The organism is Nostoc spongiaeforme FACHB-130 (genome assembly GCF_014698475.1).
Lineage (GTDB): Bacteria > Cyanobacteriota > Cyanobacteriia > Cyanobacteriales > Nostocaceae > Nostoc_B > Nostoc_B spongiaeforme.
Genome location: NZ_JACJTB010000060.1, coordinates 1 through 17,846, shown reverse-complemented (window position 1 = coordinate 17,846; position 17,846 = coordinate 1). Strand labels below are relative to the sequence as shown.

Annotated in this window: 15 protein-coding genes; 4 read left to right on the top strand and 11 right to left on the bottom strand. The window is 42.8% G+C overall.

The features are described from left to right. Positions 1-97: 97 nt before the first annotated feature. Entirely contained in the window at positions 98-553 is a 456-nt protein-coding gene (locus H6G74_RS27800) for a cupin domain-containing protein (protein ID WP_190970781.1), read from the bottom strand. 1 nt (position 554) lies between these two features. After that, positions 555-1,349 (bottom strand): cysteine hydrolase family protein, encoded by a 795-nt coding sequence (locus tag H6G74_RS27795; RefSeq protein WP_190970779.1) that lies wholly within the window; start codon positions 1,347-1,349, stop codon positions 555-557. An 83-nt stretch (positions 1,350-1,432) separates the two neighbouring features. Here H6G74_RS27795 and H6G74_RS27790 point away from each other — a divergent pair, with 83 nt between their 5' ends. From H6G74_RS27790 to H6G74_RS27780, 3 genes are all read left to right on the top strand, one after another. Beyond that, complete coding sequence (locus tag H6G74_RS27790; RefSeq protein ID WP_190970777.1) at positions 1,433-2,830, top strand: amidohydrolase; 1,398 nt, start codon at positions 1,433-1,435, stop codon at positions 2,828-2,830. Between the two features lie 68 nt (positions 2,831-2,898). Continuing rightward, positions 2,899-3,624, top strand: a complete 726-nt coding sequence (locus tag H6G74_RS27785) for a hypothetical protein (protein ID WP_190970775.1) — start codon at positions 2,899-2,901, stop codon at positions 3,622-3,624. 145 nt (positions 3,625-3,769) lie between these two features. Further along, positions 3,770-4,324, top strand: a complete 555-nt coding sequence (locus H6G74_RS27780) for a peroxiredoxin family protein (protein WP_190970773.1) — start codon at positions 3,770-3,772, stop codon at positions 4,322-4,324. 65 nt (positions 4,325-4,389) lie between these two features. On the opposite strand, the gene H6G74_RS27775 is transcribed toward H6G74_RS27780, so the two are convergent. From H6G74_RS27775 to H6G74_RS27735, 9 genes are all read right to left on the bottom strand, one after another. Then, a complete protein-coding gene (locus H6G74_RS27775) occupies positions 4,390-5,841 on the bottom strand; it encodes a Ni/Fe hydrogenase subunit alpha (protein ID WP_190970771.1) in 1,452 nt (483 codons plus the stop codon). Positions 5,842-5,847: 6 nt separating this feature from the next. Then, entirely contained in the window at positions 5,848-5,991 is a 144-nt protein-coding gene (locus tag H6G74_RS27770) for a hypothetical protein (protein ID WP_190970769.1), read from the bottom strand. A 57-nt stretch (positions 5,992-6,048) separates the two neighbouring features. Further along, the gene (locus H6G74_RS27765; protein WP_190970806.1) at positions 6,049-6,633 is read right to left on the bottom strand and encodes a CBS domain-containing protein; all 585 of its coding nucleotides are present in this window, start codon (positions 6,631-6,633) and stop codon (positions 6,049-6,051) included. A 183-nt stretch (positions 6,634-6,816) separates the two neighbouring features. Then, a complete protein-coding gene (locus tag H6G74_RS27760) occupies positions 6,817-7,362 on the bottom strand; it encodes an NADH-quinone oxidoreductase subunit B family protein (protein WP_190970767.1) in 546 nt (181 codons plus the stop codon). 221 nt (positions 7,363-7,583) lie between these two features. Beyond that, entirely contained in the window at positions 7,584-8,105 is a 522-nt protein-coding gene (locus H6G74_RS27755) for a DUF3122 domain-containing protein (protein ID WP_190970765.1), read from the bottom strand. Between the two features lie 33 nt (positions 8,106-8,138). Beyond that, positions 8,139-8,855, bottom strand: coding sequence for a bidirectional hydrogenase complex protein HoxU (hoxU, locus tag H6G74_RS27750; protein WP_190670196.1), 717 nt, complete (start codon positions 8,853-8,855; stop codon positions 8,139-8,141). A 220-nt stretch (positions 8,856-9,075) separates the two neighbouring features. Beyond that, positions 9,076-10,692, bottom strand: coding sequence for an NADH-quinone oxidoreductase subunit NuoF (nuoF, locus tag H6G74_RS27745; RefSeq protein WP_190970763.1), 1,617 nt, complete (start codon positions 10,690-10,692; stop codon positions 9,076-9,078). Further along, positions 10,679-11,191, bottom strand: coding sequence for a bidirectional hydrogenase complex protein HoxE (gene hoxE, locus H6G74_RS27740; RefSeq protein WP_190970761.1), 513 nt, complete (start codon positions 11,189-11,191; stop codon positions 10,679-10,681). The genes nuoF and hoxE overlap by 14 nt, the downstream gene beginning before the upstream one ends. Before the next feature lie 230 nt (positions 11,192-11,421). Beyond that, on the bottom strand, positions 11,422-11,952 hold the full coding sequence (locus tag H6G74_RS27735) for a universal stress protein (protein WP_190970759.1): 531 nt from the start codon (positions 11,950-11,952) through the stop codon (positions 11,422-11,424). A 797-nt stretch (positions 11,953-12,749) separates the two neighbouring features. On the opposite strand from H6G74_RS27735, the gene H6G74_RS27730 reads away from it, so the two are divergent. Then, positions 12,750-17,588, top strand: coding sequence for a response regulator (locus tag H6G74_RS27730; protein WP_190970757.1), 4,839 nt, complete (start codon positions 12,750-12,752; stop codon positions 17,586-17,588). Positions 17,589-17,846 lie beyond the last annotated feature (258 nt).

Genomic DNA, 17,846 nt, shown 5'->3' with positions numbered 1-17,846 from the left:
AATCTTATAGCGCAAGTCATCTCAAGATGACTCAGAGGTTATTTATTGCCTTTTTGACACCTGTGCGCCACTCTTCATTTATAACTAGCAACTTGGGTTAATAGGGCATTAAAGTATCTAACCTGCCAAATACTGCCATATCTTCTGCATCTAATTCTACTGGTGTGCCACTGCGAATTAATTCAGCAAAGTCCTCATTAGGAACCATAATTGTTAAAGCATACAAGCGACTAGAACCTGTATTTTTAATTAAGTGTGTGCCTGTAGGTGGTACTAACAAACTATCTCCAGCTTTAATGGCAACTTTTTTGCCATCACAAATAGCTATGCCTTCACCTTTGAGAATAAAAAACATTTCTACTGCCCATTGATGGCGATTGGGCGGTGTTTTTCCACCCACATCAAAGATTTCTACGCAACAAGTTAAAGAAGTATTGGCATTGGTGGAGTCAAAGATAATTGCTAATCGATTGCTATCATGAGGACTGATGCGGTAGGCTTGATAATCTTTGGGAGATTTAATAACAGGAATTACGCAACGAGTAGAGTACATCTTAATCATCCTCTCCTGTTAATTTGGGGTGACTTAAAGCGGTGAGAATTGCTTGGGAGTCGGTGACGAAACCAAAGCATTGTTTAACGTTGTATAAAGTTGCTAACCAACAATAATCGGGTGAAGTTGTCGCTGTACAATCTTTAACTAAAATGCAGTCATATCCTAAAAAATTAGCGTCACAGAGTGTAGTTAATACACATTGATCAGCATTCACACCAGCAAAAAATATTGTAGTAATTCCCAAATTCCGCAGGATACTATCTAAGGGTGTGTCCCAAAAGCCACTCATACGGTATTTGTCAATGCGGATGTCTTCGGGTAACTGTGGTAGTTCATCAACTACGGCTGCTGCCCAACTACCTGCCATTAATACCCTAGCACCATTTTTAGGTAAGCAGTCGCCTAAGCCCACACCATCACCAGTAGGGTTATAGACGTGACGTGAAGCTGCGCTGATATTGAGTAAGTCGGGACGATTACCCCAATTTACCCAAATTACCGGCACGTTAACATGACGCAGTTTGGGCAGTAAATTATTTAACGGTTCAATGGGTTGACGTGCGGGAGTCACATCTACGCCAATATGCGCTAACCAGCCATCGGGATGACAAAAGTCGTTTTGCATGTCAATAACAAGGATGGCGGCTTTTGCCAAGTCAAGGCGCAGGGTTTTAGTTTCGGTTGTTAAGATAACGGGTTGTGGGTTTTTGGGAGAACGGGTAATATCTGCGATCGCATGATCTACCATCCAAGCATTTGGCGCAACTCCCAAAGTCCGCAGAGGCTGATTCATAAATTTGCAACACCCAACACCTTTTTCTATTTTGTAACTTGAAAACAGGTAGAGAGTTCAATTACTTAATCAAGGTTTAAATCGTGAACTTTAGTATTAAAAATGTCTTAATTTCCACCGATGATGGGTACTCCACCACAGATGTGCAGGTTGTAGATGGTAAAATCGCAGCGATCGCACCTCATCTGGATGTTGTGGGGACAGCCGTTAACGGTGAACATAAGCTACTACTACCCGGTTTTGTTAACGCCCACACCCATTCTTCGGAAAAGTGGCAACGCGGGATTATTCCACCTTTGCCTTTAGAATTATGGTTGGCACATCTGTATGATTTTGCCCCCCTCGACACGGAAAAAGTCTATCTCAGCGCCTTGGGAACGGCGGTAGAAACTTTACTTTCCGGGGGTACGAGTGTTGTTGATCATTTGGTATTGATTCCTGGCGAAGAGTTAGAAACCATCACGGCGGCGGTTCGCGCTTACCGAGAAATTGGGATTCGGGCTTTTATTGCACCGTTAATTCAAGATGAATCTTTAACCGCCGGTATTCCTTCTGGGGAGAATGAACGTAATCACGAACCTTATTTTCGTTCGACTGCGGAAACTTTAGCACTTGTGGAGGAAGCAGTTAGACAATTTCATCGTCCGGATGAAGGGGTGAGTATTTTAGTTGCGCCTACGGGGATTCAGTTGTGTAGTGATGCTTTATTTACTGGTTGTATTGAGTTGAGCGATCGCTATAATTTATGTCGTCACTCCCATTTGCTGGAAACCAAAGCCCAAGAAAAACTCGCCCAAGAAAAGTACGGTTGTAGTGCTGTTGAACATCTTAAACGCCTGGGATATTTAGGCGATCGGACTTCTCTCGCCCATTGTGTGTGGTTAAATGAATTTGATATTGAAATTCTCGCCGAAACTCAATCTACAGTTGTACATAATCCCTTAAGTAATTTGCGTTTAGGCAGTGGAATTGCGCCAATTTTAAAATATCGCCAAGCTCAAGTAAATGTCACATTTGGTTGTGATGGTGCTTCGAGTAATGATTCCCAAGATTTATTAGAAGCGATTAAAATTGGTTCAATTCTGCACAATACCACAGAACGAGATTATCAATATTGGATTACACCCCGACAGGCAACAAAAATGGCAGCTTTGGGTGGTGCTAAAGGCTTGAATATGGCAGATAAAATTGGTTCTTTAACTGTTGGCAAACAAGCTGATTTAATACTTTATGATTTGACCAGTTTATCATTACTGCCTCGGACTGATCCCATCGGGCTATTAGTTTTAGGCAGACCGACAAATGCTGTTGATAGTGCATGGGTTAATGGCAAACAAATAGTAGCTAATCATCAAGTGACGACGATTAATGTTGATGAATTGCGACAAGAATTATTCCAACGTAGTCAGTGGAATACTCAGCGTCAGTCGCCAACTGTAGTGGAAATAGAAGCTCATTATCGTACTGTTATGGGTTTGTAAAACATCAAAAACACGGTATAAGGAACTTGCACCGTGTTTCTATCTTATTAAATTAAAAGCAATCATTTATGAATCAAGAAAATACTCAAAACCAAACAAATCAGAAACCAGATAACGCTCAAAATAAAAATCGCAGAAATTTGTGGATTGAAATTATTTCAGTATTAGCATTAAGTTATCTGATATTTAGCTTAATTAGTCCCATCTTTTTTAAAGAAGGACAGCAACCAAGAAAAATAGAAATTCCTGATATTTTAGTCATTGCTGTTATTTTATTGTTCAACTCTGAATTGCTGAATAGATTAGAGGATTTTGGTATTTCTAAAGAAGGTGGGATTACAGCTAAGTTTAGGGAACTCAAGCAAGAAGTTAATAAACAGAAAAAAGAAATCGATGAACTGCAAGCACAGCAACTAGAACAATTAGAAAAGCAACAAAAAAACTTAGAAGAAATGCAAGCTTTCATGTATAACTTTTTATTAGGAGATAAAGATTATGAGAAGATTGCTCAACTTGATCAGCATTTACAAGCAAATACTAATTATAACTTTTATGTTTCAGAGAAAGTGGCTGATGAATTAAGACGTTTGCGAGATTTGAAATTAATTCAGACTAATTCCGGTTATATTAGCGATTTGGTGAAAGCAAGCGATTATGGTAGGCAACCAATCGATTTAACTAAATATTTTTGTGTTACAGATTTAGGTAAAAAATTTTTAATAACCCGTGAGACTTTACAGTCTAGCAATCAGGAAGAGACAACTAATTCTCAGGAAACACCAAAAGTTGAATAGGTAATAGTATATCTTGTCTATTTTTTGAATCTCATCTGTGTGCTACATCGGGAAGCAGGATAGGATCATGATAGGAGGATAAAATGGATATATCCATTATCAATATTTCAGACAAAAACGCGAAATTATTATTGTGAGGCTTGTTATGCTAACTTCAACTGATTTTAGAGGCTTATTTAATGAGCGATTTTTCCGTAATTTTTTGCCAATACCTGCAACTAGTTACTTCAATCTGGAAATAGGTACACCAGATTTTCAATTACCGGATATTACTAACGGTAATTTAGTGAAATTATCAGATTATCGCGGTAAGCAACCAGTATTACTAGCTTTTACCCGCATCTTTACCGAAAAGCAATACTGTCCATTTTGTTATCCCCATATTAAAGCTTTGAATGAAAACTATGAGGAATTTACAAAACGCGGTATTGAAGTTTTGATGATTACAAGTACTGATGAAAAGCAGAGTCAAATAGTTGTCCAAGATTTGGGCTTAAAAATGCCTTTGTTAAGTGACCCCAGTTGCCAAGTATTTCGGAGATATCGAGTCGGGCAAGCTTTGGGAGCGCCTTTACCAGCGCAATTTGTGTTAGATAAAGATGGTAAATTACTTTATCGCCATTTGTTTTCTTTTTTAGATCATAATGCGAGTGTGGAGACATTATTACAGCGTTTTCCGGTTGAGTGCAGTACAAGTTGATAGGGGCTAGAGGCTGGAGGCTAGATGAATGTACCTCATTGAAATGAAAAACGCTGTAGCACAATTTAATGCCGCCAAACCTGATTAATAATATTGCCATCGGCTGCTATTAATTGAATTTGTAAAGGCATTTGTCCGGCGGCGTGAGTTGAACAACTTAAACAGGGGTCAAAGGCGCGAATCCCGGCTTCGACACGGTTGAGCATTCCTTCTGGAATATCATTACCTTGAATGAAATGTCGGGCAATTTGAGCCACTGTGCGATTCATTGCTAGGTTATTTTGTCCTGTCGCAATGATTAAGTTGACTTTTTGCAGTAACCCATTTTCATCAACGTGATAATGATGAAATAATGTGCCGCGTGGTGCTTCGCTGACACCAACTCCTTCTAGTTGGTTAATGCCAGCTTCGGCACGTAGTCGTGTTGATAAAATGTCTGGGTCATCAAGTAAAATTTCAATGTGTTCGATACAAGCGATAATTTCGATTAAGCGGGCATAGTGATAAAAGAATGAAGATTTGACTGTACCTTGACCGCGATCGCGGAATTCTTGTAATTCTTGATCAGCTAAAGGTGTGCCAATTCGATTACAAATATTTAGTCGTGCTAGTGGCCCTACCCGATACATCCCACTATCTATCCGACAATGGTCATTTTGGTTAGGATAACCCAAGGGTCGATAGTAGGGAGATTTTAAGTAAGAGTCTGGTTGAACTGCTTCCCCAATAAATTCTTGATAGCGCGTGGGATCAAGTTTGTCGGCAAGGATGTTACCTGCACTATCCACAAAGCGGAGATGTCCATCGTAAGTTTCCCACAAACCATTGGGAGTGACTAACCCCATGAATAAACTAGGGAAATTCCCAAATGTTTGGGCTTCTGCGGCATAATCATCGAGCAAGTTTTTAAATCTTGCCAACGCATCTAAAATCGTGGTGCGGGCTTCGGGAATGCGGTTTTGGATATGGCTGCGATTTTCTGATGTGAGTGGTTCGCGCACACCACCGGGAACCGCCCAAGCTGGGTGAATCTTTTGTCCTCCCAGTAACTCAATAATTTCTTGGCCAAACTGACGTAAACGAATTCCACCACGGGCAAATTCTGGTTCTGCTGCAATTAAACCGAAGACATTGCGGGTTTGGGGATTACTATCCATTCCCAATAAAAAATCGGGGGCGCTGAGATGAAAGAAACTCAGTGCATGGGATTGGAGAATTTGCCCTAAGTTCATCAATCTTCGGAGTTTAGCAGCTGCGGATGGGATAGTAACAGCTAAAATGCGATCGCCTGCTTTAGCTGAAGCTAACAAGTGACTCACCGGACAAATACCACAAACCCTAGCAGTAATTGCCGGCATTTCCCACAACGGCCGACCTTCGCAAAACTTTTCAAACCCACGAAATTCTGTGACATGAAAGTGAGCATCACTCACCTGACCAGTATCATCCAAAAAAATACTAATCTTGGCATGTCCTTCAATGCGGGTAACGGGATCGATAACGATTTTTTTAGTCATTGCTGGTTAAGAGTGCTGAGTGGGGAGTGTGGGGAGTGTGGGGAGTGTGGGGAGTGTGGGAAGTGTGGGGAGTGTGGGGAGTGTGGGGAGTGTGGGAGGAAAGATTTCTTCACCATCCTTCCAAACCTCCCAAACCCCTTGATTTCTCACAAGAGAGAATCCCTAGTCTCCGCCCACTCCCTTGTCTCCTTTGTCCTCCTTGTCCCCTCACTTCACACTTTCCGAGTAATCCTCAAAAGCGGTGCTGTCAATTTTGATGGCTGTTTGATGTGCTATTTCTGATTGCATTTCGTCCACGGCATCCCAAGCTGCGGCACATTCTTCTGAATTGATACCTTTTTCTACACAAATGGCGCGAGCTTTTTTAATTTCTTCTTGTAGTTGTTGTTCTAAAAGAATTGACTGGGGTTGTTCCAAAAAGTCGCTTAAAGCCAAAATATCAGTCAGTGAAATTATGCCGACTAGTTCACCTTGGATAACAGGCGCTCTGTGCAGATGATGTTGGGCAAACAACCGCGCGACGTATTCTAAACCCAAGTCGGGATTAATGGCTATGCAAGGCTTGGTCATAACCTCGTATACCCGTGTTTTATGAGGGTCTTTACCATAAGCAATAACTTTATAGACAATATCGCTCTCGCTAATAATGCCGTAAGCATCTTGTTCGTGGCGACGGTCAACAATTAACGCCCGCCAATCTCTAGCCCGCATTAACTGTACTGCTTCTGCAACTGTGGCAGAGCTACGAATGGTGGCTACATCTTTTGTCATAATGTCTGCGGCTTTTAACATAATTAATCTCCTGTAGTAAAGTGCTGAGTGCTGAGTGCTGAGTGCTGAGTGGGAAGTGTGGGGAGTGTGGGGAGTGTGGGAAGAGAGGGGGAAAGATTTCTTCACCATCCTCCCAAACCTCCCACCTCTACCTTGTCTCCCCCTCCTCCCTTGTCTCCCTGCCCCCTGCCTCCTGCCTTCTCTTTAACCAAATTTGATTAATTCGCGTCCTGCGAGTTGTGGTTTTTCACCTTGCAATAGGGGTTCTAATGCGGCGCGAATGCGTGTTGCTGAGGGTGGACAACCGGGTAAATAGATATCAACGGGGACTACGTAATGTACAGGGGTGACTTTATCTAATAGTGGGGGTACTATGCCGGGTTCTTGGGGTATTTGGGGGTGAAGATCCACAAGTTCGACGTAACATCGCTGGAGTACTGGTTCGGCGCTACCTAATGGATTACGTAAGGCGGTAACATTGCCAGTTACAGCACAATCACCAAAGGAAATTAAGAGTTTAGAACGTTCTCGAACAGTGCGGATTGTGGTTAAGTGTTCTTCATTAGCGATCGCACCTTCAACCAAAACCACATCTACATCGTGGGGATATTCTTTAATATCAGCGAAGGGACTGTAAACAACATCTACCTGTCCGGCTAAATCAATCAGCCATTCATCTAAATCAAGAAAGGACATGTGACAGCCAGAACAGCCGCCTAACCATACTGTTGCTAGTCGTAAGCGAGTCATAGTTGATTTTGGGGAGTGGGGAGTTGGGAGTTGGGAGGTGTGGGAGGGGTGGGAGGGGTGGGAGGTGTGGGAGGGGTGGGAGGTGTGGGAGGGGTGGGAGGTGTGGGAGGTTTGGGCGGTTTGGAAGGATGAAGAAGAAATCTTTCCCCCCTCTCTCCCCACACTCCCCACACTCCCCACACTCCCCACTCTTCCCACACTCCCCACTCTTCCCACACTCCCTACTCATCCCTCATAACTTCCTGCCATTCCAGGACGACAGGATAAGGTACTGAAATATTGATCGATTTTTGTCCAGGTAAAGGAATGGCGAGTTGGAGGGGTTCGTTGGGTAATTGGGGCAAGATATTTTGGAAGTCGTACTGGCCGATAGTTGGGGCTGGGGCTTCATCGAGGAAAACGTCAGAGGCTGTAAAAACTTGGCCGGAAGCGGTGGTGATTTTGAGGGGTTGGGGATGAATTAACTCGGTTGAGTTGGGAAAACCCACAAGCCGCAGATTTACACTGGTATTTTGACCAGGATAAATTTGTTTAAACAGAACCACTTGCCAGACGTGTCCTGATTGATCATCTAATTTTGTTTGTGAGCGATAAAGTATTTCGCCTGGTGCTGCTTCTAAATGTGTAACAGATGCGATCGCAGTTGGTGATGTGGGACTTCCTAAAGCCAGGAATATAGATATTGTCAAAAGACTGACTACTAGCAACCACCAAAATATGTTGCGGATGCGACGGAGTTTCATATATATCTCCTGGCTTCGACTCAAAATCAACGGCTAAAAATTCCATTGCTGTTTTTCTCTTGCGGTAACTAAGAAATCAAGTTTGTCCCGATGATGTTTCATTTCCCCAACACTGGAACCTTGGTAGAAAATCGCACCTGTGGGGCAAGCGTTGACACATTTACCACAAGAGGTACAAGTTTGAGATGTTCCCCAGGGCTGACTCAAGTCAGTAATGACGTGGGAGTTTGTACCCCTGCCTGCCATATCCCAAGTGTGAGCGCCTTCGATTTCGTCACAAACACGGACGCAACGAGTACACAGCACACATCGGTTATGGTCAATACCGAAGCGATCGTGGGAAACATCTACTTTGCGATTGGGGAAGTGATAATCTAAACGTACATGATCCATACCCATTTCAATCGCTAAGTCTTGTAATTCGCAATTACCGTTTGCTACGCACACAGAGCAAATGTGATTGCCTTCAGCAAACAGCATTTCAACAATTGTCCGACGGTATTTTTGTAGGCGATCGCTATTGGTGTAAACCTCCATTCCTTCGTTAACTTTTGTCACGCAAGCAGGTTGTAATTTACTACTGCCGGCAATCTCAACTAAACACAGCCGACAAGCACCAACATCTCCCACACCTTCTACATGGCACAGTGTGGGAATATGAATTCCTGCTGCTTGCGCCGCATCTAGCAAAGTTTCTTCTTCGCTGGCGCTGACCAGTTGACCATTAATTGTTAAGGTTTTTACGGTCATAATTAGGGGATAAGTGAGAGGTTGTAGCGCAATACGCTTCAGTTAGGGTGATGAGGGTTGATTTCTCAATTTCTGCTCTACCTATTAGATAATGAGCAAGATTTGGTGGATTCTCCCCCAAACCCCCGATTGGGGGACGGTTGCGTCCCCCAAACCCCCTCCAAAAACATTCTTTCGTTTTTTGCTGAGTCATTATTTTTTCTCCTACACCCTTACACCCTTAATCCCTAATCAACTCCAAATACTCTTCAATCAACTCCACATACTCCTCGCGGAAGTAGCGTAATGTACTCAACACGGGGTTGGGTGCAGATTGTCCTAAACCGCACAGGCTGGTGTTTTTGACCATATCGCACAGTTCTTCCAGGAGTGTCAAATCAGCTTGGGTTGCTTTGCCTTGCATGAGTTTGGTTAATAAACCGTGCATCTGCACAGTTCCGACTCGGCAAGGAATACACTTACCGCAGGATTCATCCATGCAAAATTCCATGAAGAAGCGGGCAACGTCTACCATGTTGGTACTATCGTCCATGACAATCATGCCGCCGGAACCCATCATTGAGCCGAGGTTTGTCAGGGATTCATAATCTACAGGTGTATCAAAGGCGGAAGCAGGGATACATCCCCCGGAAGGGCCACCTGTTTGTACTGCTTTAGCTGTACCACCATCAGGAATACCGCCTCCCATTTCTTCGACAATTTGCCGTAAGGAGGTTCCCATTGGGACTTCGATTAAACCTGTATTGCGGATTTTACCTGCGAGGGCGAAAACTTTTGTCCCTTTGCTTTTTTCTGTGCCAATATTCGCAAACCAGTCAGCACCGTTACGAATAATTGGTGCGATGTTAGCAAAGGTTTCGACGTTGTTAATTAAGGTGGGATGACCCCATAAACCTGATTCCGCCGGATAAGGTGGGCGGGGATGGGGTAGGCCGCGTTTACCTTCGATAGAAGCCATTAAGGCTGTTTCTTCACCGCAGACATAAGCCCCAGCACCAATGCGGATATCGATTTTAAAGTCAAAGGGAGATTCAAAGATTTGGCTACCCAATAAACCAAGGCGTTGGGCTTGATGGATGGCAGTTTGCAGCCGATGAATTGCCACGGGATATTCTGCCCGGACATAAATATAACCTTGATTTGCTCCAACAGCATAAGCTGCGATCGCCATTCCTTCTAATACCCGATGGGGATCGCTCTCTAAGACACTCCGATCCATAAATGCGCCGGGATCACCTTCATCAGCGTTACAGATGACAAATTTGCGGCTACTTTTAGCTTTAGCAACAGTCGCCCATTTAATTCCTGTGGGATAACCAGCGCCTCCCCTACCGCGCAAACCACTACGGTTAATTGTCTCGACGACTTCACCCGGTGTCATTTCGCGCAAGACATGGTAAAGAGCTTGATAACCTTTAGCTGCAATATAAGCTTGAATTTTTTCGGGGTCAATTTTGCCGCTATTTTCTAAAACGATGGGCTTTTGATAACTAAAGAATGGCTGGGATAAATCTATTTCGGAAATATGGGTTTTGCCGCCATCCAGGGCTTCAATAATTGCAAATGCGTCTTGAGTGGTGACTTTTTCGTAAAGTTTACTACCGGCTGGGGTGTCAACTTGAACTAAAGGCCCTTGGCAACATAAACGCATACAGCCCACACCACAAACTTGTACATCTTTTTCTAAACCTTCGGCTTTCACACCTGCTTCCAGTTCATGTTTAACGCCTTCGGCGTTACCAGATAAACAGCCAGCAGCCGTACAGCAACGAATTTGTACTGGTTTAGCTTGAGAGCGTTCTTGTTTGGCAATTGCGAATAATTCATTGAGTTCCATTTTCCAGCCATCCTTGGATGCGATCGCAAACTGATTCTGGTGTTTGATTGCCTAAGACTGTGCCATCAAACACCACAGCCGGCGCAATCCCGCAAGCCCCTAAACATCTTGCTGTCAGTAGTGATAATTGACCGTTGGTTGTAGTTTCACCAGCCCGAATATGAGCTGTTTTTTCTACATTTGCCAAAATTGCTTGAGCGCCTTTGACATAACAAGCTGTTCCTGTACACAGCACACAACTATGAACTCCTTGGGGCGCTAAAGAAAATAAATGGTAAAAAGTCGCTACGCCATAAACTCGGCTGGGAGGCAGTTTGAGTTTATGAGCAATATACAGTAATAAGTCATTTTCCAAGTAACCGTACAGTTCTTGGGCTTTGTGGAGAATTTCGATTAAGGCATCTTGTTGATACTGGTGACGCTTCATAGTTGCGTCTAACATCTTCAGGCGTTTATCACCACTGGGATGCGGTAAAACTACGGTTGATGCGGTTGTCATTGTTACTGCTAGAGATTCGTGAGTTATAGGAGGGGCAGGGAGTGTGGGGAGTGTGGGGAGTGTGGGGAGTGTGGGGAATGTGGGGAGCGTGGGGAGTGTGGGGAGTGTGGGGAGTGTGGGGAGTGTGGGGGGAAAGATTTCTTCACCATCCTCCCACTCCTCCCACCCTTCCCCCTCTCCCTAGTCTCCCCACACCCGCTACCCATACGTAAGAAATTCGCGTCCCTAAGTCAAGCCTGACTAATCACCGTCACGGCTGGTTTGTCAGCGTCTTTCTGGACGGGCGGGTGATTGACGATAAAGACTGAACATTTGGCGTGATGCAGCACGTAGTTACTCACACTACCCAAGAAAAATTCTGTTATCCCAGAACGTCCCCGATGCCCCATCACAATTAAGTCTGCGTTCCATTGAGCAGCCAGTTTACAAATAGTATTGCCAGGGTTGCCTAAAATTTGGCTAAATTCTGCTGTCACATTGGCTGTGTTGGCTTGAGCAGAGAAAGACTGCAACATCCGCACGCTTTCATCTTTAAATTTATCCCACTGTTTTTGGTATAAATCTAAACTTTGGGCGCTCAAACCTGGATAGTAGTCCACATTAGATAACATAGGAATATAAGGGCTACCTTCTTCCTCTGGAGAAAGAACATGCAGCAGCAATAATTGGGCGGACATAGCCTTGGCTAAGGTCAATGCTTGCTCAAAAACCTCTGTTCCCATTTCTGAACGATCCAATGCAACCAAAATCTTTTTCAGCATATAGACCTCTGGCTGTGATTGCGAATAACTTGAAAGTTTTTGGTTTTTAAATGCAGAATCACCATAATTGAGAAGTCTGCATCTGCTTTTGGCAAAAAATTGCAAAAATAATTTATTTAATAGCTGTAATCATCGAGCAACCCTGTATGTGACATCTATCTTTAATTTATAAAGAAAGAATTTGAGGAACTTGTGAGGATTATCCCACATGGAATGACTGAATTTAGATGTTGCGAATGCAAGGAATCAGCACTCAAGGTGATTGTGGGAGGGGATTTTCGGCTTTTCACTGCTATGCAAATTTGGTGAGCTTTGGACTACTATCTTAATAGTTATTTCAGAATTTCAATGTGCCAGGAAAAGCCTTGAGATATGTTGTAAATTTGAGAGCTTAATTCTCTCGACAACTATTTCTGAAGATTGATAAATGTTGACAATTGTGAATTAAACTTAACATTAGAGCATGAATACTTTACCATGCTTTAAAGCGCAAATTGCCAATTTAAATTTTAAATTTTAGTACTTACACAAAAGTATGAAAAAACGTAGACGCGCAAGCGGCTTCCGGCAGGGTAGGAGACGAAGTTATAAGAGTATGAGAGAGTTTTTGCGTTAAGTCATACTTTTTTTATAGCAATCCTAAATTAGTCGTGAAAAACATATATATGGAAACGAACCGCCAAGAACGCCAAGGACGCAAAGGTAAGAAAGAAGAAAAAGATATAGAAAATTTACAAATGATTTAGGACTGCTGTACTCATCATCTATTAATACTAACATTTAGGAAATCTTAAGATATGAAAATATTAGTTGTCGAGGATGACGAGTTAAATGCCTATGCACTAACGGCTGTTCTGACTAACCAGAACTATGCAGTGGAAGTCGCAAATGATGGTGAATCTGCTTGGGATTTAATTCAAACTTATAATTATGATTTAATTTTATTAGATGTAATTTTGCCGAAATTAGATGGAATTAGTTTGTGTCGGCAAATTCGCTCCAATAATTTGCAAATGCCTATCCTGTTGTTGACGGGATGTGATAGTAGTCATGAGAAAGCAATTGGCTTGGATGCAGGGGCGGATGATTATGTCGTGAAACCATTTGCTGAGGAAGAATTAGTCGCCCGTGTGCGGGCTTTATTGCGGCGTGGAAGTGCATCATCACAACCTATTTTAGAATGGGGAAATTTGCGTCTTGATCCTAGTAGTTGTGAAGTGAGTTATGGTAATGATTTACTATCATTAACTCCCAAAGAATATGCGCTTTTGGAATTATTTTTACGCAATAGTCGCCGCGTGTTTAGTTGCGGGATGATTTTAGAACATTTGTGGTCTTATGAAGATACACCAGGGGAAGAAGCTGTGCGGACTCATATTAAAGGGTTACGCCAGAGATTAAAAGCTGTGGGTGCGCCTGGTGATTTAATTGAGACTGTGTATGGAATTGGCTATCGGCTCAAACCGCCGGAAGAAGAGAAAACCGCAGCAAAATCAGCCAAGTCTAAAAACCAGAAACCCAAAGCAGAATTATCATCACAACAACAAACACTCCAAGCCATAGCCGGAGTTTGGCAAAGATTTCAAGGGCGAGTCGATGAGCAAATCAAAGTTATCGAACAAGCGGTTTTTGCTAAGTCAGGTTTAAATAGTGAATTGCTCAACCAAGCAACGAAAGAAGCTCATACCTTAGCCGGTTCGTTAGGAACATTTGGTTTTCCGACTGGTTCAAAACTGGCGCGTCAAATTGAACAGTTACTTAAGTCTGGTCAGAAGTTAACGCCGGAAGAAATTACTCAGCTGCAAACTTGGGTGAAATCCTTGCGCCAGGAAATTCAAACTCAAGGTGAGGAGGTAAACTCAACCGCAGTTGATAGTAAATTACCTTTAGTTTTGGTGGTTGATCAAGACCAGACTATTGGGGGACATTTGAGGCAAACTACGGCTGGTGCAGAATTTCAAGTCAGCGTTGCTACAAATCTAGAGTCTGCCAGAACTATACTTTACCGCGACCATCCCAGCGCGGTGTTACTTGACCCTAATTTTTCTGAGCATCCCGAAGATAGTTTGAGTTTTTTAGGAGAATTGGCACAAAGAAAACCACCTGTGCCAGTGTTAGTTTTTACTGAGCAAACAGATTTAGCCAATCGCTTGCAGTTGGCAAGGCAAGGGGGACATACCTTTTTACAAAAGCCAATGACGGCGGGACAAGTAGCAGATGCGATCGCTCAATTACTCCAACAATTCCCCCACGGCGAAGCCAAAATCCTGGCTGTCGATGATGACCCAAAAATTCTAGCTCTGTTACAAACTTTACTTACACCCTGGGGTTTACAAGTAATCGGGTTGGATGATCCGCGCCGCTTTTGGGAAACTTTGGAAACAGTCAAGCCAGATATGTTGATTCTGGATGTAGAAATGCCCCACAGCAACGGTATTGAGTTGTGTCAAGTGGTGCGAAATGATTCCCATTGGAGTGAATTACCGATTTTATTTCTCACAGTTCATAGTGAGGCGGACATTGTAAATCAGGTGTATAGCGTTGGTGCTGATGATTTTGTCAGCAAACCCATTGTCGGGCCAGAACTGGTTACTCGCATTGTTAATCGCTTGGAACGGATACAATTACTTAAGCGGATGGGACAAACTCAGCAACAACCATCTCAGGAAACAGAGGCGCTTTCATCTCCCATATCTAACTTTGCGGCTGACTGGCGTACCATCTTTGAAGGTGAACCGGAATGTGTGAAAGTAGTAGGGGCTGATGGCACAATTTTAGAAATCAATGCTGCGGGACTGGCGATTCTGGAAGCTAAAAGCAAAGCCAAGGTGATTGGTAAATCAGTTTACTCTTTGATTACTCCAGAATATCAAGCTGCATTTCGCCAACTGCATGAAAGTGTTTGTCAAGGTAATAAAGCTACTTTGCAGTTTGAAATGATTACTTATCAAGGTCAGCGTCGTTGGATGGAAACTCATGCTGTACCTCTGCAAAATAAAACTGATGGCAAATTTGTCCAGTTGGCAATTACCCGCGATATTACCCACTATAAACAAGTCGAAACCGAAATTCGCCGCATTAATCGGACACTCCAAACATTGAGTAGTTGCAATCAAATTATTGTCCGCACACCAAACGAACTAGAATTACTCCAGAAAATTTGCCAAATTATTGTGGAAGTTGGTGGTTATCGGCTGGCTTGGGTAGGGTTTGCGGAAAATGATCGGGAAAAAAATATTCTACCAGTGGCGCAAGCTGGCTATGATGATGGCTATTTACAAACCCTCCAGCTTACTTGGTCGGATACTGTGCGTGGTCAAGGGCCAACAGGTACAGCCATTCGCACAGGTAAAACTTGCATTATTCAGAATATATTAACTGACCCGAAATATGAAGTTTGGCGCTGTCAAGCAGAAGAACGGGGTTATGGGGCGGCGATCGCGTTACCTTTAAAAACAGAGAATCAAACTTTTGGCGCGTTGAATATTTATGCGGCGGAAGCAAACGCTTTTGATGATGATGAAGTGCAGTTGTTGAAAAAACTGGCAGAAGATTTAACTTATGGTATTGTCGCATTACGCAACCAACGCGATCGCACTTTAGCCGAAGCCGCATTAAAACAAACTCAAGCCGCCTTACAAAAAGCCAATAATGAATTAGAGTTACGAGTTGCCGAACGTACCGCCGAATTAATTACTGTCAACCGTCAATTACAATCAGAACTAGATAAACGCCAACGCATTGAAGAAGAATTGCGGGTTTCTCAAGTAAAATTAGCCCGAATTTTAGATATTGCTGATGATGCAATTATTTCTATAGATAGCAACCAAAGCATTACTTTATTTAACCAAGGAGCCGAAAAAATATTTGGTTATACGGCTCAAGAAATCATGGGGCAGAAATTAGATATACTTTTACCATTGCGATTTACTCAAGCTCATCGTCAACATGTATCTGACTTTGGCAAATCAACAAATTTAGCGCGAAGAATGGGAGAACGGCGGGAGTTATTTGGTCAGCGCCGAGATGGTAGTGAATTTCCGGCTGAAGCTTCCATTTCTAAGTTAAATATGGGTGAGGAAGTTTACTATACAGTGATTTTGCGGGATGTGACAGAACGCAAACAAGTTGAGCGAATGAAAGATGAGTTTGTTTCTGTGGTGAGTCACGAACTCCGCACACCTTTAACCTCAATTCATGGTTCTTTAGGAATGCTCACCAGTGGTTTATTAAAAGCAGATTCTGAGCAGGGAAAACGGCTGTTACAAATTGCCATAGATAGTAGTGATCGCTTAGTCCGATTAATTAATGATATTTTAGACATCGAACGCATTGAATCTGGCAAAGTCAAGATGGCGCGGGAAATTTGCAACCTTGACGAGTTAATTCAATCAGCCGTCAATACTATTCAAACATTGGCAAATAAACAAGGAGTAAAATTAGCAATTTCTAGCTTATCAGTAATGTTATGGGCTGACCCCGATCGCATTGTCCAAACACTAACAAATCTGTTGAGCAATGCCATTAAATTCTCCGTGAGTGGGGCGACAGTCTGGTTAGAAATTCAGCAGCAACAAAATGAAGTTTTACTCTCAGTTAAAGATACCGGACGTGGTATTCCAGAAGATAAATTAGAAAGTATTTTTGAGCGATTTCAACAAGTAGATTCATCTGATTCGCGTAACCATGATGGCACAGGTTTGGGTTTAGCAATTTGCAAAAGTATTGTGCAGCAACATGGCGGGCGTATTTGGGTGGAAAGTACTTTAGGTGAAGGTAGTACATTTTACTTTACACTCCCCATTTACCAAGCTCCGCAAATTCCCGAAACTACCCAATCTAACCACCACTGCCCACTGCCAATCGCTTATTCTCCATTGGTTTTGGTTTGTGATGATGATCCAGATATTTCTAATGAACTGCAAACTTTATTACAAAAAGGCGGCTATCGAGTTGTAACAGTTGCTACCGGGCAAGAAGCGATCGCCACTGCATCATCGCAACAACCAGACGTGATTTTACTCGATTTACTCATGCCAGAAATGAACGGCTGGCAAACAATGGCAATTTTAAAAGAACGTGCCGATACTCAACACATTCCGATTGTCATTTGTAGTGTTTATCAATCAGAGACTAATGGTAAACCCATTACAGATTTTGCTGATTGGGTAAGTAAGCCAGTACAAAAAAGTTATTTATTACAATCACTGAAACAAGTTGTTGCCAAACCATCAAAACGCGCCCGGATTTTAATTGTGGAAGATGACAATGACTTAGCACAATTACTAATTACTTTATTTGAGCGCCATGACATCGAAACTTGCTTGGCACAAACAGGCAGAGAAGCCATTCACCTTAGCCAAGAATTGAATCCTGACTTATTAATTCTTGACTTAATTTTGCCAGAAAGTGATGGCTTTGTGGTAATTGATTGGTTACGACAACACAATCATTTATGTACCATGCCCGTAGTAGTTTACTCTGCCAAAGATTTAGACGAGTCCGAACGCCAGCGACTGAAATTAGGCTACACCGAATTTTTAACCAAAGGACGTGTAACCACTCAAGAATTTGAACAAAGAGTAATGGACTTACTTCAGCGCATCACTCATCATGCAGTTGAGAGTGCTGAGTGATGAGTGCTGAGTGCTGAGTGCTGAGTGCTGAGTAAAAGAGAGTTTGATGATGACTTAAGTAAGCCGGTGGGAAATAACCAAACTATAGCGGTTCTCGGTTGGATGAGGTACATTTCAACCCCACCCCCAACCCCTCCCCGCAAGCCTACGGTGTACACACATCCTTACACAGAGCAAGTTTCCAGCCCTGAAAGAAGTATTCAAATTGACGTAGCCCACAAATCAAAGTAGAAATGCCGGGAGGTTTTTGAGAACGAT